Genomic DNA, 18900 nt, shown 5'->3' on the forward strand with positions numbered 1-18900 from the left:
GTCGCACCATGACGTCGGTATTCCTGGCGGGCGAATCCACTGTCTGTGATCGCCAGCGCAGCAGGGCCCCCATGGCCGGTTGGGGCCAGGCCCTGCCCCTGTTCCTCCATGGGCCCGCGGTAATCAATTGCGCGCGGGCCGGGGCCAGCAGCACGAGCTTCGTGCGGCGCGGGCGCCTGGGGTGGATCCTGGAGCACATCACCCCCGGAGACCTGCTGCTCATCTCCTTCGGCCTCAACGACATGAAGCCGGAGGAGGACGTGTTCGCCGCGCCCTTCGAGGGGTTCCAGGCCAATCTGCGGCACTACGTGAACGAGGCGCGGGACCGGGGCGCGCACCCGGTGCTCGTCACTCCCCACGAGCGGCGGGTGTTCGACCGTTTCGGCAACATGCGCCGACCGCTACATCTGTACCCGGCCGCGATGCGCGACGTGGCCGTGCGGCTGTCCGTACCGCTGATCGACCTGAACGAGTGGAGCGTCGCCTGGTGGCGGCAGGCCGGCCCGGAGGGCACCAGGGCGATATTCCTCCACCTGGCACCGGGAGAGCACCCCAACTACCCCGAGGGCGTGGCCGACAACACCCACCTGCGGGACGCCGGCGCGATCGAGTGTGCCCGTTTCGTCGCGAGCGAGATGCGGGCGCGGGTCCTGCTGCCGGCCGCCTGCTTCCGGAACCTGGAGACGGCCTTCGACCCCGAGCGGGCCCTGGAGTTCCCCGACGACGCCGCCTTCGCGTACCTGACCAAGACCCGGACCACGGGAGGCAGGCCATGAGCGGCTGGTTCCCGCTGGTCCGCGCCTGGGTCGCGCAGGGCCCGTACGGGGGTGTGGTCGACCTGGCGGCCACCGCCGATCCGGCGCTCGCGCTCGTACCCGGGCAGCGGTTCCGGCTCGCCATGACGGTGACCCCGAGCGGCGGGGCCTACCGGACGTACGGCTATCTCCTGGGCGAGGACCTGGGCGACGCGGTGATCCTGGAAGAGCCGCAGGACCTGCGCCGGCTGCCCAACGGCCGGTACGCCGCCTTCGCCTCGCAGACCCAGGCGATCACCGCCACCTGCGTGGTCAGGGTGCGGGACGACGCCCCGGACGGCTCCGTCGTGATGCCGCGCGTCGTGGTCGGCCTCATGACCGCCCAAGGCGAGAAACTCGTCCCGTCCGCGGGTATCGAGGACCGCGGCTTCCACGTGCGCCGCCGGACGGTCCCCGGCCGGCCGCTGCTCCTCGCTCCGGGCGGACACGTCACACTGCCCGGAGGAACCGCGGACGGGCTGAAACTGAGCGCGGTCTCCCCCGCCCGTCGCGGAATGCTCAGCTGCGCCCCCGACGGGTCGGTCACCTACCAGGCACCCCCGTCCTACCAGGGATACGACCGGTTCACCTGCATCTACGAGGACCTCGTGGGGCACACCCATCCGTCCGAGGTGGTCATCCACATCGGTGACCTCGGCATGTCCCCGGGGGCGCTGAATGTATTCCATGGCTAGAAGGACCGCCCTGGCGGTCGCGCTGACCACGGCCCTCGCCCTCACGGGCTGTTCCGGCTCGACGAGCGCCCCGGACGGCCGTGACTCCTCGGACGAGCAGGTCCGCGACGTCTCCCTGCCCCAGGGCGTCGCGTACCGCACGTTCGTCCGGAAACTCGACGGCCGCTCGCCCTCGCACATCCACGTGCTGACCATCGCCCCCGACGCCCGGGCCCGGGTGGGCGGCCTGCACGGCGCCAACCTCGCCGGCGCCGAGACGGTGCGGGGGATGGCCGAGTCTGCCGGGGCGCTGGCCGCCGTCAACGCCTCCTACTTCGACATCCACACCGGCAAGTACTACAGCGGATACGAAGGCGATCCACTGGGCCTCTACGCCGAGGGCGGCAAGGTGCTCAGCGAGGCGACGAACGGCCGACCGGCGTTGCTCCTCGGCTACACCGGCGGCCGGCTCGACGCCCGCGTCGACGAGATCACCACCGACGACCAGGTGACATCGGACGACGGTGAAGGCCACGAACTGGACGGCTTCAACCGGGTCCCGGGCCGCGTACTGGGTTGCGGAGGGGTCGGCGGCGACCGGCTGTCCGACACCGAGGAACCGATGCAGGAGCCGTACGGCGGGCTGTGCACGGACACGAGCGAGCTCGTGGTGTTCACGCAGGAGTGGGGCGACTGGACTCCGCCCGGCCCCCCGGGCAGCATGGAGGCGCTGCTCGACGCCGACGGGCGGGTGGTGGGCGTACGCAAACCGGCCGGCGGGAACATGCCGAAGAACGGCAGCACGCTCTACGCGATCGGGTCCGACGTCGACTGGCTGCGCACCCACGCGGCCAAGGGCAGTGTGATCAGGCCTTCGGTGGGCATGAAGGACGCGATGGGGCGGACGGTGCCCGGGCCCGTCGAGACGGCGGTCGGCGGACGCTACCGGCTGCTGCGTGACGGGGTGTCCGCGCTCGGGGAGAACGCCGCGCTCACCAGGAGGGCCCCGCGCACGGCGGCCGGAGTCACCGCAGACGGCAGTCTCCTCCTGGTGACGGTCGACGGCCGGGAATCCCGGGTGAGCGCCGGGGCCACGCTCAGCGAGGCCGCCGACCTCATGGCCTCGCTCGGCGCCGAGAACGCCGTCGGCCTCGACGGCGGCGGATCCACGACGATGGTCGTGGGCGGGAAACTGCGCAACAGGCCCCGGGAGACCGCGGGGCAACCGGTCACGGAACGGCCCGTGGCCAACGCACTGGGGCTCTTCGACCACTGAGCGTCCCGGGGCCACCGCCGAGAACGGCCGATGCCGCACCACCCGCCGGGGTGGTGCGGCATCGGCCGTTTCGCGCGCGGCGCGGACCCGGATCAGGCCGGGACGCTCGCCAGGCCGGGAGCGAGGAACCTCTTGCCGTTCACGCGCTCGGAGACACCCTCGCGGTCCAGGTACGGCGTGATGCCGCCCAGGTGGAAGGGCCAGCCGGCGCCCGTGATGAGGCAGAGGTCGATGTCCTGGGCCTCGGCCACGACACCCTCCTCCAGCATCAGGCCGATCTCCTGCGCCACCGCGTCCAGGACGCGGTCGCGCACCTGCTCCTCGGTCAGGACGACATCGCCCTGGACCAGGAGCGCGGCGACCTCGGGGTCCAGCTCCGGCTTGCCGGAATCGTAGACGTAGAAGCCGCGCTTGCCGGCCTTGACGACCGCCGCGAGGTTCGGGGAGACGGTGAAGCGCTCCGGGAAGGCGCGGTTCAGGGTCTCGGAGACGTGCAGACCGATCGCCGGGCCGACGAGCTCCAGCAGCACCAGCGGCGACATCGGCAGACCGAGCGGCTCGATCGCCTTCTCGGCGGTGACCACCGGGGTGCCCTCGTCGATGACGTTCTGGATCTCGCCCATGAAGCGGGTCAGGATGCGGTTCACGACGAACGCCGGGGCGTCCTTGGTGAGGACCGCGGTCTTCTTCAGCTTCTTGGCGACACCGAAGGCCGTGGCCAGCGAGGCGTCGTCGGTCTGCTCGCCGCGGACGATCTCCAGCAGCGGGAGGATCGCGACCGGGTTGAAGAAGTGGAAGCCGACCACGCGCTCCGGGTGCCGGAGCTTCGAGGCCATCTCCGACACCGACAGGGAGGAGGTGTTGGTGGCGAGGATCGCGTGCGCCGGGGCGACCGCCTCGACCTCCGCGAACACCTTCTGCTTGACGGACATCTCCTCGAACACGGCCTCGATGATGAAGTCCGCGTCCGCGAAGCCCTCGGCCTTGTCCAGGACACCGCTCACCAGGGCGGTCAGGCGGTTGGCCTTGTCCTGGTTGATGCGGCCCTTGCCGAGCAGCTTCCGGATCTCCGCGTGGACGTAACCCACACCCTTGTCCACGCGCTCCTGGTCGATGTCGGTGAGGACCACCGGCACCTCCAGGCGGCGCAGGAACAGCAGCGCCAACTGTGAGGCCATCAGGCCCGCGCCGACCACGCCGACCTTGGTGACCGGACGGGCCAGGGACTTGTCCGGGGCGCCGGCCGGGCGCTTGGCGCGCTTCTGGACCAGGTTGAAGGCGTAGATGCCCGAACGCAGTTCGCCGCCCATGATGAGGTCGGCGAGCGCCTTGTCCTCGGCGTCGAAACCGGCCTGGAGGTCGCCGTCCTTGGCCGCCGCGATGATCTCCAGCGCGCGGTAGGCGGCCGGGGCCGCGCCGTGCACCTTGGAGTCCGCGATGAAGCGGCCCTTGGCGACGGCCGCGTCCCAGGCGTCACCGCGGTCGATCTCGCCGCGGACGACCTCGGTCTCGCCGTTCAGCACGCGGGCCGTCCACAGCAGCGACTGCTCCAGGAAGTCGGCGCCCTCGAACAACGCGTCCGCGATGCCGAGTTCGAAGACCTGCTTGCCCTTCAGCTGCCGGTTCTGGTTCAGCGAGTTCTCGATGATCACCGAGACCGCGCGCTCCGGGCCGATCAGGTTCGGGAGCAGGGCGCAGCCGCCCCAGCCGGGAACCAGGCCGAGGAAGACCTCGGGGAGGGAGAAGGCCGGGATGGCCTTCGAGACGGTGCGGTAGGTGCAGTGCAGACCGACCTCGACACCGCCGCCCATCGCCGCGCCGTTGTAGTACGCGAAGGTGGGGACGGCCAGCGCCGACAGCCGCTTGAAGACGTCGTGGCCGCCCTTGCCGATGGCGAGCGCCTCGTCGTGGTTCTTGAGCAGCTCGACACCCTTGAGGTCGGCGCCGACCGCGAAGATGAACGGCTTGCCGGTGATGCCCGCGCCGACGATGGAGCCGGCGGTGGCCTCCTGCTCGACCTGGTCGATCGCCGCGTTCAGGTTGGCGAGGGACTGCGGGCCGAAGGTGGTCGGCTTGGTGTGGTCGAAACCGTTGTCCAGCGTGATGAGCGCGAAACGCCCGGCGCCGAACGGCAGGTCCAGGTGGCGCACGTGCGCCTGGGTCACGACCTCGTCCGGGAACAGCTCGGCCGCGCCCTTCAGGAGCTCAGCGGTGGTGCTCACTTGGAGTCTCCCTCGGCGTTGAAGTTCGGGTTCTCCCAGATGACCGTCGCGCCCATGCCGAAGCCGACGCACATCGTGGTCAGGCCGTAGCGGACGTGCGGCTGCTCCTCGAACTGGCGGGCCAGCTGCGTCATCAGGCGGACGCCGGAGGAGGCGAGCGGGTGGCCGAACGCGATCGCGCCACCGTACTGGTTCACGCGGGCGTCGTCGTCGGCGATGCCGTAGTGCTCCAGGAACGCGAGGACCTGGACCGCGAACGCCTCGTTGATCTCGAAGAGACCGATGTCGTCGATGGTCAGGCCGGCCTGGGCGAGGGCCTTCTCGGTGGCCGGGATCGGGCCGTAACCCATGACCTCCGGCTCGACGCCCGCGAAGGAGTACGAGACCAGGCGCATCTTGACCGGGAGGTTGTTCTCCCGGGCGAAGTCCTCGGACGCGATGATCGCGGCGGTGGCGCCGTCGTTGAGACCGGCGGCGTTGCCCGCGGTGACCCGGCCGTGCGTACGGAACGGGGTCTTCAGGCCGGCCAGGTTCTCCAGCGTGGTGCCCGGGCGCATCGGCTCGTCGGAGGTGACCAGGCCCCAGCCCGTCTCGCCCGCCGCCTCGTTGGTGTTGCGCACCGAGATCGGGACCAGGTCCTGCTGGATCTTGCCGTCGGCGTAGGCCTTCGCGGCCTTCTCCTGCGAGCGCACGGCGTACTCGTCGGCGCGGAGCTTGGTGATCGTCGGGTACCGGTCGTGCAGGTTCTCGGCGGTCATGCCCATGAAGAGGGCGGACTCGTCGACCAGCTTCTCGGAGACGAAGCGCGGGTTCGGGTCGACGCCCTCGCCCATGGGGTGGCGGCCCATGTGCTCGACACCGCCGGCGAGGGCGACGTCGTAGGCGCCGAAGGCGACACCGCCCGCGACGGCGGTCACGGCGGTCAGCGCGCCGGCGCACATGCGGTCGATGGAGTAACCCGGGACCGACTGCGGAAGGCCCGCGAGGATGCCGGCCGTGCGGCCCAGCGTCAGGCCCTGGTCGCCGATCTGCGTGGTCGCGGCGATGGCGACCTCGTCGATCTTCTTGGGGTCCAGGTCCGGGTTGCGGCGCAGCAGCTCCCGGATCGCCTTCACGACGAGGTCGTCGGCGCGGGTCTCGTGGTAGATGCCCTTCGGGCCCGCCTTGCCGAACGGGGTGCGGACGCCGTCGACGAAGACGACGTCCCTGACGGTACGAGGCACGTTGGCTCTCCTCCAGGTGCGGGGTGGCACTGCTGCGCGGGGGCGGCTCGGCACGACGTGCTGAGCGCCCGCTCACCCGGCCATGCTACTTGCCGGTAACCGGCGTGCACACCCCCTCCCCGAACAGCGGCGAAGGTCACACCCGGGATCGCCCGCGCCCGTGCCCCGACGCCGCGTCCGGCCGGCTGATGGATCGCTGGGTGAGCCGTCAGGTGCCCGGGGAGTGCCCGGCGGGCCTGGCGCACACCATGTGCGAGCGATGGCTCAGGGCGCGGGAAGGTCGGGGGCGCCGCCTCCGGCGCCTACGGCAGGGACGACGACGGGGACGACGACGGGGTCCTCACACCCATGGTGTGAGGACCCCGCGCGCGCCGTGTTCCGGCCGGGTCAGGCGGTCGCCGCCAGGGCCTCGGTCAGGGCCGGGGCGACCTGCTCGATCTGCCACGGGCGGGCGCCGTAGCCCGCGAGGGCCTCGGCCACCGCCTCCGGCTCCCGCCGCTGCGGCGGCTCCCAGCACAGCCGGCGGACCGTGTCCGGGGCGATCAGGTTCTCCTGGGGCAGGTTCAGCCCCTCCGCAAGCGCGGAGACGGCGGCCCGGGCGGCCGACAGCCGCGCCGCGGCGGCCGGGTCCTTGTCCGCCCAGGCGCGCGGGGGCGGCGGCCCGGCCGGGGTCGCCCCCGGCTGCGGCAGTTCGCTCTCGGGCAGTGCCCGCGCCCGGTCCACTGCGGCCATCCACTGTTCCAACTGCCGGCGCCCCATCCGCTGCCCGAAGCCGGGCAGCGCGGACAGCGCGGTGGCGTTCGCCGGAAGGGCCAGGGCGGCCTCGACGATCGCGGCGTCCCCGAGGACCTTGCCCGGCGAGACGTCGCGACGCTGGGCGATCCGATCGCGCGACTCCCACAGCTCCCGTACGACGGCCATCTGCCGGCGCCGGCGCACCTTGTGCATGCCGGACGTACGGCGCCACGGGTCCTTGCGGGGCGGGGCGGGCGGCGCGGAGGCGATGGCCTCGAACTCCTGGTGGGCCCACTCCAGCTTGCCCTGCCGGTCCAGCTCCTTCTCCAGCGCGTCCCGCAGGTCGACCAGGAGCTCCACGTCGAGCGCGGCGTAGCGCAGCCACGGCTCCGGAAGCGGGCGGGTGGACCAGTCGACGGCGGAGTGGCCCTTCTCCAGCACGTAGCCCAGCACGCCCTCGACCATCGCGCCGAGTCCGACCCGCGGGAAGCCTGCCAGTCGGCCCGCCAGCTCGGTGTCGAACAAGGAGGTGGGGGTCATGCCTATTTCACGCAGGCACGGCAGGTCCTGGGTGGCGGCGTGGAGGATCCACTCCGTACCGCTCAGGGCGTCGCCGAGCGTGGAGAGGTCGGGGCACCCGACCGGGTCGATCAGCGCCGATCCGGCGCCTTCGCGGCGCAGCTGCACGAGGTAGGCGCGCTGGCCGTACCGGTAGCCGGAGGCGCGTTCGGCGTCGACGGCGACGGGTCCGGTGCCCGCGGCGAAAGCCGCGACCACCCGGGCCAGGGCGTCCTCGTCGGCGACCACCGGCGGGATGCCCTCGCGGGGTTCGAGCAGGGGAATCGGCGCCTTGTCGACGTCGTCCGGGGGGCCGCCCCCGGTGGTGGTGCGCAGGTCTGCTGCGGTCTCTTGGGCGTCGGTCACCGCTCAAGGGTATCCGTGGATGTGACGCGCCCGTCGCCGGAACGTTCCGTCGACGGGCGCGGGGGTGGAGCGGGGGTGCGGTGCGGGCGTTTCCCGGGGGTTCCCCGGGACGTCGCCCAGGAGCCTCCGGGCGGGATCAGTGGATGATCCCGGTCCGCAGCGCGACGGCGACCATCCCGGCCCGGTCGCCGGTGCCCAGCTTGCGGGCGATCCGGGCGAGGTGGGACTTGACGGTCAGGGCGGACAGGCCCATCGATACGCCGATGGCCTTGTTGGACTGGCCCTCCGCGACGAGGCGCAGGACCTCGACCTCGCGGCCGGAGAGCTCGCGGTAGCCGCCCGGGTGGCTCGGGGCACCCGGGGGGCGGCGGTGCATACGGGCGGCCGCGGCGCCGATGGGGGCGGCGCCGGGTCGGGTGGGGAGCCCGATGTTGGTCCGGGTTCCGGTGACGACGTAGCCCTTGACTCCGCCCGCGAGGGCGTTGCGTACCGCGCCGATGTCGTCGGCGGCGGACAGGGCCAGGCCGTTCGGCCAGCCGGCGGCGCGGGTCTCGGAGAGCAGGGTGAGACCGGAACCGTCGGGCAGGTGTACGTCGGCCACGCAGATGTCGCGCGGGCTGCCGACGCGGGGGCGGGCCTCCGCGATGGACGACGCCTCGATCACATCACGTACTCCGAGGGCCCACAGATGGCGGGTCACGGTGGAACGGACGCGCGGGTCGGCCACGACGACCATGGCCGTCGGCTTGTTCGGGCGGTAGGCGACCAGGCTTGCGGGCTGCTCGAGAAGAACGGACACCTAGGCCTCCTGGGGGAGTGGCGGGGCGTCCGGCTCGGGGAAGGAAAGCCGGTGCGCACCGTGCTGATGGTCACTGACTCCTTCGGCACGTCACCCGCCCGGCTTTAGGGAATGATCACGATTTGGTGAGTAACAATTCGGGCAATTCGGACGCCTGATCGATCAAGCGATGATCAGAAGGCCGCAACGGGCGTCCTGTTCTGACCGCCCTCGGCGGCGACCGGGCCGGCCGGGCGCGTCGCCGCACGTCCCCTCAGGCGCCCACTGGGCCGTACGGCCCCTCTCTACGGGTGGTGCGGGCCGCGTCGCTGTGGCAGGGAGACCACGCCCGTGCCGGAGTCCGTCGGACCCACCGGCGGCAGGCCCGCGATCTGGCACAGCAGCTCGCACCAGGCCGACAGGTGCGCCGCGGTGTCCGGCACGCCGCCCACCCCCTCACGGGGCGTCCAGGAGGCCCTGATCTCGATCTGGGTCGCCGGCCGCCGCTCCGCGAGGCCGCCGAAGTAATGCGAGCTCGCCATGGTCACGGTGCCGCTCGCCTCCCCGTACGTCAGGCCGCGCGCGTCCAGCGCGCCCGTCAGCCAGGACCAGGACACCTCCGGCAGCAGCGGGTCCCCGGCCATCTCCGGCTCCAGTTCCGCCCGTACCAGCGTCACCATGCGGAAGGTGCCCTGCCAGGCGTCGTGGCCGGCCGGGTCGTGGAGCAGGATCAGTCGGCCGTCGGCCAGGTCGTCCTCGCCGTCGACGACCGCCGCCTCCAGCGCGTAGGCGTGCGGGGCCAGTCTCTGGGGCGGCTTCGTCGGCTCGATCTCGATGCCCGTGCGCAGCCGCGCCTTCTTCAAGCCGTCGACCGCCCGCCGGAACGGGAGCGGGACGGAGCTCTCCTTCGCGCTGTCCGTACCGTCAGCGCCATCTGAAAATCGTCCCTGAGCCGCAGCCATGCGGGGAAGACTAGGCGGAACGGGAGCCCGTACGGCGCAGGGACACCCGCGCCGGGCCGCGCACTTCTTCATACGTGCGAAGATTTGGCGCGTGAGCGCCATTGACCGCCCGACGGGCCAGCCGAGTCAGACGTACGATTCCGCCTTCCTGAAGGCGTGCCGGCGAGAGCCGGTGCCGCACACCCCCGTGTGGTTCATGCGGCAGGCCGGGCGCTCGCTTCCCGAGTACCGCAAGGTCCGCCAGGGCACGGCCATGTTGGAGTCCTGCATGCGCCCCGACCTGGTCACCGAGATCACCCTGCAGCCGGTGCGACGCCACGGCGTGGACGCCGCGATCTTCTTCTCCGACATCGTGGTGCCGCTGAAGGCCATCGGCGTGGACCTGGACATCAAGCCGGGCATCGGCCCGGTCGTGGCCCAGCCGATCCGCCGCCGCGAGGACCTCGCACAGCTGCGCGACCTCACCCCGGAGGACGTCTCCTACGTCACCGAGGCGATCGGCATGCTCACGGGTGAACTGGGCTCCACGCCGTTGATCGGCTTCGCCGGCGCGCCTTTCACCCTCGCGAGCTACCTGGTCGAGGGCGGCCCGTCGAAGAACCACGAACACACCAAGGCCCTGATGTACGGGGACCCGCAGCTCTGGGCGGACCTGCTGGACCGCCTGGCGGAGATCACCGCCGCGTTCCTGAAGGTCCAGATCGAGGCCGGCGTCTCCGCGATCCAGCTCTTCGACTCCTGGGTCGGCGCGCTGGCCCCGGCCGACTACCGGCGCTCGGTGATGCCCGCGTCGGCGAAGGTGTTCTCGGCCGTCGAGTCGTACGGAGTGCCGCGCATCCACTTCGGTGTCGGCACCGGCGAGCTGCTCGGCCTGATGGGCGAGGCCGGCGCGGACGTCATGGGCGTCGACTACCGGGTCTCGCTGGACGAAGCCGTCAAGCGGGTCGGCCCCGGCAAGGCGCTCCAGGGCAACCTGGACCCCGCCGTGCTGTTCTCGACCCCGGAGGCCGTCGAGGCCAAGGCGGACGAGGTCCTCGCGGCCGCCGCCGGTCTGGAGGGCCACGTCTTCAACCTCGGTCACGGCGTGCTCCCCACCACGGACCCCGACGCGCTGACCCGCCTGGTGGACTACGTCCACACCCGCACCGCACGCTGAAGCCGTCGGACCCGCGGGCCCCGGGGCGCCACGCCCCGGGGCCCGCGGCCCGTCACGCGTCCGCCGCCCGCACCGCGGACACCGCCTTGCGGGCCGCCACCTGGATCGGGTCCCAGACCGGGGAGAACGGCGGCGCGTAGCCGAGGTCCAGGGACACCACCTGGTCCACCGTCATCCCCGCAGTCAGGGCCACCGCCGCGATGTCCACCCGCTTCGCGGAGCCCGCGCCGCCGACGATCTGGACGCCGAGCAGCCGGCCGGTACGGCGCTCCGCCAGCATCTTGACCGTCATCTTGGCCGCGCCCGGGTAGTAGCCCGCCGTCGTGGTCGACTCGATCGTCGCCGAGACGAAGCGCAGCCCCGCCGCCAGCGCGTCCTTCTCGCGCAGTCCCGTCCGGGCGATCTCCAGCTCGCACACCTTGCTCACCGCCGTCCCCACCACCCCCGGGAACGTCGCGTAACCGCCGCCGACGCCCGAGCCGATCACCTGCCCGTGCTTGTTGGCGTGCGTGCCCAGCGGGATGTGCCGGTTGCGGCCGGCCACCAGGTCCAGGACCTCCACGCAGTCGCCGCCCGACCAGATGTTCTCGTGGCCGCGCACCCGCATCGACAGGTCCGTCAGCAGCCCGCCCGACTCGCCGAGCGGCAGACCGGCCGCCCGGGCCAGGGAGGTCCGGGGCTCGACGCCGATGCCGAGGACGACCACGTCCGCCGGGTACTCGTCGCCCGCCGCCGTGGCCACCGCCGAGGCCCGACCCTCCTCGTCCGTGAGGATCTTCGTCACCTCGGCCCCGGCCACCGTGCGGATGCCCATGCCGTTCATGGCGGCGTGCACCAAGGCGCCCATGTCCGGGTCCAGGGTGGCCATCGGCTGCTCGCCGCGGTGCAACACGGTCACCTCGAAGCCCCGCCCCACCAGGGCCTCCGCCATCTCCACACCGATGTAGCCGGCGCCGACCACGACCGCCCTGCGGCCCGACGTCCGCTCCAGGGTGTCCATCAGGCGCTGCCCGTCGTCCAGGGTCTGCACCCCGTGCACCCCGTGCGCGCCGATCCCGGGCAGGCGCGGGCGGACCGGGCGGGCACCCGTCGCCAGCACGAGCTTGTCGTAGTCCGTCCAGCTCTCGGCGCCCGACCCGAGGTCCCGGGCGCGGACCCGCTGCCCCGCGAGGTCGAGCTCGACGACCTCCGTGCGGGTGCGCAGGTCGATGTCGCGGGCCCGGTGCTCCTCGGGGGTCCGGGCGATCAAAGCGTCCCGCTCGGGGACCCGGCCGCCGACCCAGTAGGGGATGCCGCACGCGGAGTACGAGGTGAAGTGCCCGCGTTCGAAGGCGGTGATCGCGAGCTCCGTCGGACCCTTCAACCGCCGGGCCTGGGAAGCGGCGGCCATTCCCGCCGCGTCGCCGCCGACCACCACCAGTCGTTCCGCTGCCATCGTCCGCACCGTCCTCCGCCTGCGCCACCGTCACGTGGGGGACACGCTACGGGTGAACGACCGCATACGTGTGCAGTTCCCGGTCCCGCTCCCCGCCCCGACCGCCGTCGACGACGAGGACTGCGGTCCGGCCGCGGTGATCGGTCTGAGACGATGTGTCCATGCACGAAGCGGACATGCGTACGGACCGGCCGGGACCCCCCGGTCACGTCGTCGTCATCGGCGGCGGCATCGCCGGCCTGGCGGCCGCCCACCGGCTGCTCGGCGACGGCGTCCGCGTCACGCTCCTGGAGGCCGGCCCGCGCCTAGGCGGCAAGCTGTACGCCGGGGAGCTGGCCGGCGCCCCCGTCGACCTCGGGGCCGAATCCATGCTCGCCCGCCGGCCCGAAGGCGTGGACCTGGCCCGGGCCGTGGGGCTCGGCGACGCGCTCCGGTCGCCCGCCACCGCCACCGCCCACCTGTGGACCCGCGGCGCGCTGCGCCCCATGCCCCGCGGTCATGTCATGGGCGTCCCGGGCGACTTGGGGCCCCTCGCCGCCTCCGGGGTGCTCTCCGCCGAGGGCCTGGCCCGGATCGAGGCCGAGCCGACGCTGCCCCCCGCCGAGATCGGCGAGGACGTCGCCGTCGGCGAGTACGTCGCCGCCCGCCTCGGCCGCGAGGTCGTCGACCGGCTGGTCGAGCCGCTGCTCGGCGGGGTCTACGCGGGCGACGCCTACCGGATCTCCATGCGGGCCGCCGTACCGCAGCTCTACGAGGCCGCCCGCGCCCACGCGCTCCTGGGCGACGGCGTACGGGAACTGCAGCGCCGGGCCGCGACACAGAACCGGACGGCCGGCCCGGTCTTCGCCGGGATCGAAGGCGGCGTCGGACGGCTCCCGCTCGCCGTGGCCGAGGCCTGCCGGGCCGCGGGAGCGGACCTGTACACCGGGCGTCCCGTGCGCGAGCTCCTGCGTACGCCCGAAGGCTGGCGCGTGGTCACCGCGTCCGAGGTCATCGAGGCCGACGGCGTGGTCCTGGCCACCCCCGCCGGACCCACCGCCCACCTGCTCGACGCGCTGGTCCCCACGGCCGCCGCCGAGCTGCGCGCAGTCGAGTACGCCTCGATGGCCCTGGTGACCATGGCCTTCCGGCGCACCGACCTGCCCCCCGCGATCACCGACGGCGGCGCCAGCGGGTTCCTCGTGCCGCCGGTCGACGGTCACACCATCAAGGCCTCCACCTTCTCCGGCAACAAGTGGGCCTGGTCGGACGCCGATCCGGACCTCTTCCCGCTGCGCACCTCCGTCGGCCGCCACGGCGACGAGGCCGAGCTGGAGCGCGAGGACGCCGAGCTGGTCGAGGTCTCCCTCCGCGACCTCGGCGAGGCCGTGGGCCTCAGCGGCCGCCCGGTCGCCTCCACCGTCACCCGCTGGGACGGCGGCCTGCCCCAGTACCCCGTCGGCCACCTCGCCCGGGTCGCGCGCGTCCGGGCCGCCGTCGCCGCCCTGCCGGGCCTCGCGGTGTGCGGCGCGCTCTACGACGGGGTGGGCATCCCGGCGTGCGTCGCGAGCGCGGGCAAGGCCGCCGACGTGGTGCTCGGCGCGCTCGGGGGCACGTTCGGCACCCCTGGCACAGACCACTGATCAGCACACGGGACAATAGGCACATGACTGCACCAGAGAAGATTCCCAACGCGGGGAAGAAGGCGAAGGACCTGAACGAGGTCATTCGCTACACCCTGTGGTCCGTCTTCAAGCTGAAGGACGTTCTCCCGGAGGACCGCACCGGCTTCGCCGACGAGGTCCAGGAACTCTTCGATCAGCTGGCCGCCAAGGACATCACCGTCCGCGGCACCTATGACGTCTCCGGCCTGCGCGCCGACGCGGACATCATGATCTGGTGGCACGCGGAGACGGCGGACGAGCTGCAGACCGCCTACAACCTCTTCCGCCGCACCAAGTTCGGCCGCACGCTGGAGCCGGTCTGGTCGAACATGGCCCTGCACCGCCCGGCGGAGTTCAACAAGTCCCACATCCCGGCGTTCCTGGCCGACGAGAACCCGCGCGAGTACGTCAGCGTGTACCCCTTCGTGCGCTCGTACGACTGGTACCTGCTGCCCGACGACGACCGCCGCCGCATGCTCGCCGACCACGGCAAGATGGCCCGCGGCTACCCCGACGTGCGCGCCAACACCGTCGCCTCGTTCTCGCTCGGCGACTACGAGTGGCTGCTGGCCTTCGAGGCCGACGAACTGTGGCGCATCGTCGACCTCATGCGTCACCTGCGTGCCTCCGAGGCCCGTATGCACGTCCGTGAGGAGGTGCCCTTCTACACCGGGCGCCGCAAGTCCGTCGCCGATCTGGTGGCAGGGCTCGCCTGATACCTCCCCTGGGGGGAAGGACCGGCGCAGTGCCCCCGTGACTGGGGGGCGGCCGCCGGTGATCGGGAGGCCCCGCCCCCGAATCGACGCAGCCGGAGATCCCGCCCGGAAGTTCAGACGACCGGCGGCGACAGTGCCCTGGGAGCATTCCCCGGGACCTGGGCCGCCCGCTCGTCCAGCGACACCGGTGCGGGCTCCGGATGCGGCGCGCACGCGACACCCCGCCCCGGGGTGCCGCCCGTCAGCAAGTACCGCTCCACGTGCCGGTCGACGCAGTCGTTGAGACCGCCGACCACCCCGTGCGTCCCCGCCCCCTCCTCCGTGACCAGCGCGGCCGACGGCCCGAGCCGCCGCCGGAGCTCCAGCGCCCCCGGGTAGGGGGTGGCCCCGTCCCGTTCCGCCGCCACGATCAGGGTGCGGGGGAGCGACGGCCGCCGGGCCCCGACATCCACCGGACGTCGCCGCCCCCGCACCGGCCAGGACGCGCAGGGCAGGTTGAGGAACGCGTTGGCCCAGGTCTCGAAGGGCGCCCGGCGCGCCACCTCCGTGTTGTCCCGCTCCCAGGTGTCCCAATCGGTCGGCCAGGGGGCGTCGTTGCACAGCACCGCCGTGTAGACGGCCGTCGCGTTCTCCGCGGCGACGGCGCGCGCCGGGTCCGGCGCCGCCTGCTCCGTCAGCGGGCCCGGGTCGCCCCGCAGGAAGGCGGCCAGCGCCCGTGCCCGGTCCGGCCAGACGTCGTCGTAGTACGCGGTCTGGAGGAAGGCGGCGTGGAGTTCGCCCGTTCCCACCACCCCGCCGGCGGGGGTGCGCGCCACCGCTTCCCGGACGCGTTCGTAGGCACCCAGCACGGCCTCCGGGGTCGCGCCGAGACCGTACGCGGCGTGGTGGCGGGCGACCCAGGCGCGGAAGTCGTACCAGCGGCGCTCGAAGCCGGGGCCCTGGTCGAGGTTGTTCCGGTACCAGACGCGGCGCGGGTCCGGGTCGACCGCCGAGTCGAAGACCATCCGCCGCAGCCGGTCCGGGTAGAGGGTGGCGTACACGGCCCCCAGGTAGCTGCCGTACGAGGCCCCCACGAAGTTCAGCCGCGACTCGCCGAGCGCGGCGCGGAGCACGTACAGGTCCCGGACGTTGTCGAGGGTCGTGTAGTACGGCAGCGCGGCGCCGGCCCGCCGCGCGCAACCGAGCGCGTAGGCGCGGGCGGCGGCGAGCCAGCGCCTCTTGTACGCGGCCGAGGGCTCGGCCGGGACCTGGGTGGGCGCCTCGGCGCGGGCGGCCGGGTCCTGACAGGACAGGGCGGCGGAGCGGCCGACCCCGCGCGGGGCGTAGCCGACGAGGTCGTAGGCGGCGGCGACGCGCTCCCAGGCGGGGAGGGCGCCGAAGAGCGGGAAGCCCATCCCCGAGGCACCGGGTCCGCCCGGGTTGTAGACGAGGGCGCCCTGCCGCGCCGCCCCGCCGCGCCCGGTGGCCGGGACCCGACTCACGGTGAGGGAGATCCGGGGGCCGCCCGGGCGGGCGTAGTCGAGCGGGACGCGCAACGTTGCGCACCGGACGGGGTCCGGCAGCGACTCGGCGGCGGTGCAGGGCCCGAAGGTGAGCGGCGGGGTATCGCGGGCGACGCGTTCGGCCCCGGCCGCCTCGGCCGCCTCGACCATCCGGTCGGATTCGGATTCCCCGCCGGCGGCCCGGGCGGGGACGGGACCGGCCAGGGCGAGGCAGAGGACCGCCGCCGTGGCCGTGCGGCGTGTGGGCTTCCTCCGCATGGGGGACCTCGCATCTCATCGGCTGGTCCGATGAGATGCCGTCCGGCCGCCCCGTGTACAGCACCCCGACCCGGGTGTCGCCCCAGCTCCCCCCTTTGCCTCAGCGCGCGCCGCCTGGCATCCGGTCAGGAGCTGCTGGAGCAGCTGGAACCGGAGGAACAGCTCGACCCGGACGAGCAACTGGAGCCGGACGAGCAACTGGAGCCGGACGAACAGCTTGACCCCGACGAGCAGCCGGAGCCGGCGGAACAACCGGAGCCGGCGCCCCCGCAGCTCGAACCGGCGCCCCCGCACGAGGAGCCGGAGCCCGCCCCGTCGGTCGCCGCGCACCACACGAGCGGCGCCACGTCGGCGGCCGACACGGACGAGCCGGAACCGCCGCCGCTCTGCCGGGGGCCCGACTGGGCCGCGGCCAGGCGGGTACCGCGGGCGGCCGGTACCAGCTGCTGCCGCAGGTACGGGTCCCGCAGACCGCGCAGCCCGAACAGGGCCGTCCGGACGCGCGGGGTCCGGTCGATCGCGTACCGGGCCCGCATCGCGCCGAGCGCCTCGCGTCCCGCCGGGGTGATCCGCTGCCGGGCCCGGCGGGCGCCGACGACCCCGAACGCGACGCCGGCCACCAGCGCGGGCAACACCTCGGTGACGAACGGCACCTGGAAGCCGGAGTCCGAATCCCACGCCACGAAGGTGAGCACCAGCGACACCGGCACCATCAGCACGCACAACACCGCCTGCGCCAGCCCCCAACGGCGCCGCCCCCGCCCCGAACCGGGCACGGTGATCAGTCCCCGGTCGGCCAGCGCGTCCCCGGTCTCCTGTACGGACGGGTCGACCATGGCCGCGTAACGCACCTGGTACAACCACCCCGAGGGCGCCTCCCGCAGGGCTTGGAGCACGGCCCGCTCGCCGACGTCGGCGGCCCGTACCCCGGGCCGGGCGTGCACGATGCCCGGGCCGCCGACCACCAGCCGGCCGTCACAGAGCATGGAGACGAGCGCGGTGTCCACGACCGCCCCCGGCCCACCCGCCAGGAACGCGGCCTCGGACAGATCATGCAGGTACGGCGCCGAGCCGGACGAGGCGGAACGCCGCCCGCGCGGGCCGCGGAAGAGCAGTACGGTGGAAGTGGCCACGGCGAGCCAGACCGCGAGGGCGAGGAGGTTCACGCCGCCCTCCCCACCAGAGCCCGCGCCCAGCGCGCGATCCGGCGCGGCGGGCGCGCCCCGGCCCGCTCCCGCCACCAGGCGGTGAGCCGGCGGCGGGAGTCCCGGTCGGCCGGGAGGTCACGGATCAGCAGGTGCTCGGCGAAGTCCAGGGCGTCGCGGCGGTATCCGGCGGTCATCGGGCGGCCTCGGGCGTACCCGAGGAACGCGGTGCGGTACGCGTCCTGCCCGCCCAGGATCTCGGGCAGCTCGGGCGCAGACCTGGCCACCACCGAAGCCCGCTTGGCGGCCAGCGCGCGGGCCTGGATGCGGATGCGCTGCCGGTCGAAGCCCTCCGGTACGGGAGTGCTCGCGACCAGCGCCGACAGCAGCGCCGCCTGCCGGAGCCCGAGCCGGGTCCGGACCGCGTCCGTCACGGTGTCGGCGTCCGTCACGGCGGCCGCGTCCGTGAGGGCGGCCGCGTCCGTGACCGCGTCCGCGTCCGGGGCGGTGGTCCCGGCAGGCGCGGTGCGCCGTCCCGGTGCGGGCGAGGCCGGGCGGGCAGCCAGCACCGCGCGGATCGCCCGGAGTTCCGCCTCCAGTTCGCGCTCCGGCGGGAAGTCGTCGTCCCGCTCCAGCAACACCCCGGCGGGCTCCATCCGCTCCCGCAACCGCGCCAGTACGTCCAGCACCTCCCCCGACACGGGGTGCGCGTGCGTGTCGTGCCACACCCCGTCCCGCTCCACGCCCCCCGCGACGTGCACGTACGCCAGCGCCGCCGGCGGGATCGCGTCCAGCACCGCGGCCGGGTCCTCGCCCCGGTTCACCCGGTTGGTGTGGAGGTTCGCCACGTCGATGAGCAGCCGCACCCCGGTCCGCTCCACCAACTCCGTCAGGAACCGCGCCTCCGACAGCTCGTCCCCGGGCCACGGGAACAGCGCGGCGATGTTCTCCAGCGCCAGCGGAACGGGCAGCGCGGCCTGCGCGATGCGGACGTTCTCGCAGAGCACGTCCAACGCGTCGCGGGTGCGTGGCACCGGCAGCAGGTGCCCCGCTTCCAGCACCGGCGAGGAGGTGCGTACGAAGGCGATGTGCTCGGTGACCAGCGGCGCGCCCAGCGCCACCGCCCGCTCACCGAGCGCGGCCAGCTTCCCGGAGTCCGGCCGGTCGGCGCCGCCGAGGCCCAAGGAGACCCCGTGCGGGATGACGCGGACGCCGCGCTCCAGCAGCCGCGTCAGCGGGTCGGGCAGGTGGCCGGGGCAGATGTTCTCCGCCACCACCTCGACCCAGTCCAGGCCGGGCAGCCGTTCCACCGCTTCCGCGATCTCCGGCCGCCAGCCGATGCCCACCCCCAGGTGTGCCATGGGCTTCATGTCCCCCGCCCCCCTTCCATCGGTCCGTTCGCCGGTGTGATGGCCCCGGCGCGGTCCCGCCAACCCGCCGGAGGGGACGTTCAGAGC

General features: G+C 73.4%; 15 protein-coding genes. 6 read left to right on the top strand and 9 right to left on the bottom strand.

Annotated features, from left to right (window positions below):
* Window positions 1-8: 8 nt before the first annotated feature.
* The 3 genes from E6R62_RS08390 to E6R62_RS08400 are packed head-to-tail and all read left to right on the top strand — an operon-like array spanning window position 9 to window position 2744.
* Entirely contained in the window at window positions 9-776 is a 768-nt protein-coding gene (locus E6R62_RS08390; protein WP_136212675.1) for a rhamnogalacturonan acetylesterase, read from the top strand.
* Entirely contained in the window at window positions 773-1489 is a 717-nt protein-coding gene (locus E6R62_RS08395; protein WP_136212676.1) for an Ig-like domain-containing protein, read from the top strand. The genes E6R62_RS08390 and E6R62_RS08395 overlap by 4 nt, the downstream gene beginning before the upstream one ends.
* Window positions 1482-2744, top strand: coding sequence for a phosphodiester glycosidase family protein (locus E6R62_RS08400; protein WP_136212677.1), 1263 nt, complete (start codon window positions 1482-1484; stop codon window positions 2742-2744). Before E6R62_RS08395 ends, E6R62_RS08400 begins: the two co-directional genes overlap by 8 nt.
* Window positions 2745-2836: 92 nt before the next feature.
* Here E6R62_RS08400 and E6R62_RS08405 read toward each other — a convergent pair whose 3' ends face one another.
* The 5 genes from E6R62_RS08405 to E6R62_RS08425 all read right to left on the bottom strand — a co-directional run bounded on the left by E6R62_RS08405 (window position 2837) and on the right by E6R62_RS08425 (window position 9588).
* Window positions 2837-4966 carry a 3-hydroxyacyl-CoA dehydrogenase NAD-binding domain-containing protein gene (locus E6R62_RS08405; protein WP_136212678.1) on the bottom strand — a complete coding sequence of 710 codons (2130 nt, stop codon included), beginning with the start codon at window positions 4964-4966 and terminating at the stop codon, window positions 2837-2839.
* Window positions 4963-6189 carry an acetyl-CoA C-acyltransferase gene (locus E6R62_RS08410; protein ID WP_007267189.1) on the bottom strand — a complete coding sequence of 409 codons (1227 nt, stop codon included), beginning with the start codon at window positions 6187-6189 and terminating at the stop codon, window positions 4963-4965. Before E6R62_RS08410 ends, E6R62_RS08405 begins: the two co-directional genes overlap by 4 nt.
* A 387-nt stretch (window positions 6190-6576) precedes the next feature.
* A complete protein-coding gene (locus tag E6R62_RS08415; RefSeq protein ID WP_136212679.1) occupies window positions 6577-7848 on the bottom strand; it encodes a ribonuclease D in 1272 nt (423 codons plus the stop codon).
* Between the two features lie 136 nt (window positions 7849-7984).
* A complete protein-coding gene (locus E6R62_RS08420) occupies window positions 7985-8647 on the bottom strand; it encodes a response regulator transcription factor (RefSeq protein ID WP_007267191.1) in 663 nt (220 codons plus the stop codon).
* A gap of 284 nt (window positions 8648-8931) precedes the next feature.
* Entirely contained in the window at window positions 8932-9588 is a 657-nt protein-coding gene (locus tag E6R62_RS08425; protein WP_136212680.1) for a DUF3000 domain-containing protein, read from the bottom strand.
* Window positions 9589-9679: 91 nt separating this feature from the next.
* On the opposite strand from E6R62_RS08425, the gene hemE reads away from it, so the two are divergent.
* A complete protein-coding gene (hemE, locus tag E6R62_RS08430) occupies window positions 9680-10744 on the top strand; it encodes a uroporphyrinogen decarboxylase (protein WP_136212681.1) in 1065 nt (354 codons plus the stop codon).
* 52 nt (window positions 10745-10796) lie between these two features.
* On the opposite strand, the gene E6R62_RS08435 is transcribed toward hemE, so the two are convergent.
* On the bottom strand, window positions 10797-12179 hold the full coding sequence (locus tag E6R62_RS08435) for an FAD-dependent oxidoreductase (protein WP_136212682.1): 1383 nt from the start codon (window positions 12177-12179) through the stop codon (window positions 10797-10799).
* A 161-nt stretch (window positions 12180-12340) separates the two neighbouring features.
* Between E6R62_RS08435 and hemG the strand changes: the two genes are divergently transcribed.
* Window positions 12341-13801 carry a protoporphyrinogen oxidase gene (gene hemG / locus E6R62_RS08440; protein ID WP_206308685.1) on the top strand — a complete coding sequence of 487 codons (1461 nt, stop codon included), beginning with the start codon at window positions 12341-12343 and terminating at the stop codon, window positions 13799-13801.
* Between the two features lie 23 nt (window positions 13802-13824).
* The gene (gene hemQ, locus E6R62_RS08445) at window positions 13825-14538 is read left to right on the top strand and encodes a hydrogen peroxide-dependent heme synthase (protein ID WP_136212683.1); all 714 of its coding nucleotides are present in this window, start codon (window positions 13825-13827) and stop codon (window positions 14536-14538) included.
* A gap of 113 nt (window positions 14539-14651) precedes the next feature.
* Here the strand turns inward: hemQ and E6R62_RS08450 are convergent, their stop codons facing one another.
* The 3 genes from E6R62_RS08450 to E6R62_RS08460 form a co-directional block, all read right to left on the bottom strand.
* On the bottom strand, window positions 14652-16190 hold the full coding sequence (locus tag E6R62_RS08450) for an alpha/beta hydrolase (RefSeq protein WP_136212723.1): 1539 nt from the start codon (window positions 16188-16190) through the stop codon (window positions 14652-14654).
* Between the two features lie 233 nt (window positions 16191-16423).
* Window positions 16424-17464 carry a TIGR04222 domain-containing membrane protein gene (locus tag E6R62_RS08455; RefSeq protein WP_136212684.1) on the bottom strand — a complete coding sequence of 347 codons (1041 nt, stop codon included), beginning with the start codon at window positions 17462-17464 and terminating at the stop codon, window positions 16424-16426.
* Window positions 17461-18813, bottom strand: coding sequence for a DUF692 domain-containing protein (locus tag E6R62_RS08460; protein WP_136212685.1), 1353 nt, complete (start codon window positions 18811-18813; stop codon window positions 17461-17463). The genes E6R62_RS08455 and E6R62_RS08460 overlap by 4 nt, the downstream gene beginning before the upstream one ends.
* Between the last annotated feature and the right edge of the window lie 87 nt (window positions 18814-18900).

It is taken from the genome of Streptomyces sp. A1136 (genome assembly GCF_004795055.1).
GTDB lineage: Bacteria > Actinomycetota > Actinomycetes > Streptomycetales > Streptomycetaceae > Streptomyces.

Excerpts from the sequence above, each read along its gene's own strand:
- hemQ (WP_136212683.1), top strand. The coding sequence starts at position 13,825 with ATGACTGCACCAGAGAAGATTCCCAACGCGGGGAAGAAGGCGAAGGAC.
- E6R62_RS08460 (WP_136212685.1), bottom strand. The coding sequence starts at position 18,813 with ATGAAGCCCATGGCACACCTGGGGGTGGGCATCGGCTGGCGGCCGGAG.
- E6R62_RS08425 (WP_136212680.1), bottom strand. The coding sequence starts at position 9,588 with ATGGCTGCGGCTCAGGGACGATTTTCAGATGGCGCTGACGGTACGGAC.
- E6R62_RS08435 (WP_136212682.1), bottom strand. The coding sequence starts at position 12,179 with ATGGCAGCGGAACGACTGGTGGTGGTCGGCGGCGACGCGGCGGGAATG.
- E6R62_RS08400 (WP_136212677.1), top strand. The coding sequence starts at position 1,482 with ATGGCTAGAAGGACCGCCCTGGCGGTCGCGCTGACCACGGCCCTCGCC.
- E6R62_RS08390 (WP_136212675.1), top strand. The coding sequence starts at position 9 with ATGACGTCGGTATTCCTGGCGGGCGAATCCACTGTCTGTGATCGCCAG.
- E6R62_RS08395 (WP_136212676.1), top strand. The coding sequence starts at position 773 with ATGAGCGGCTGGTTCCCGCTGGTCCGCGCCTGGGTCGCGCAGGGCCCG.
- hemG (WP_206308685.1), top strand. The coding sequence starts at position 12,341 with ATGCACGAAGCGGACATGCGTACGGACCGGCCGGGACCCCCCGGTCAC.
- E6R62_RS08450 (WP_136212723.1), bottom strand. The coding sequence starts at position 16,190 with ATGGTCGAGGCGGCCGAGGCGGCCGGGGCCGAACGCGTCGCCCGCGAT.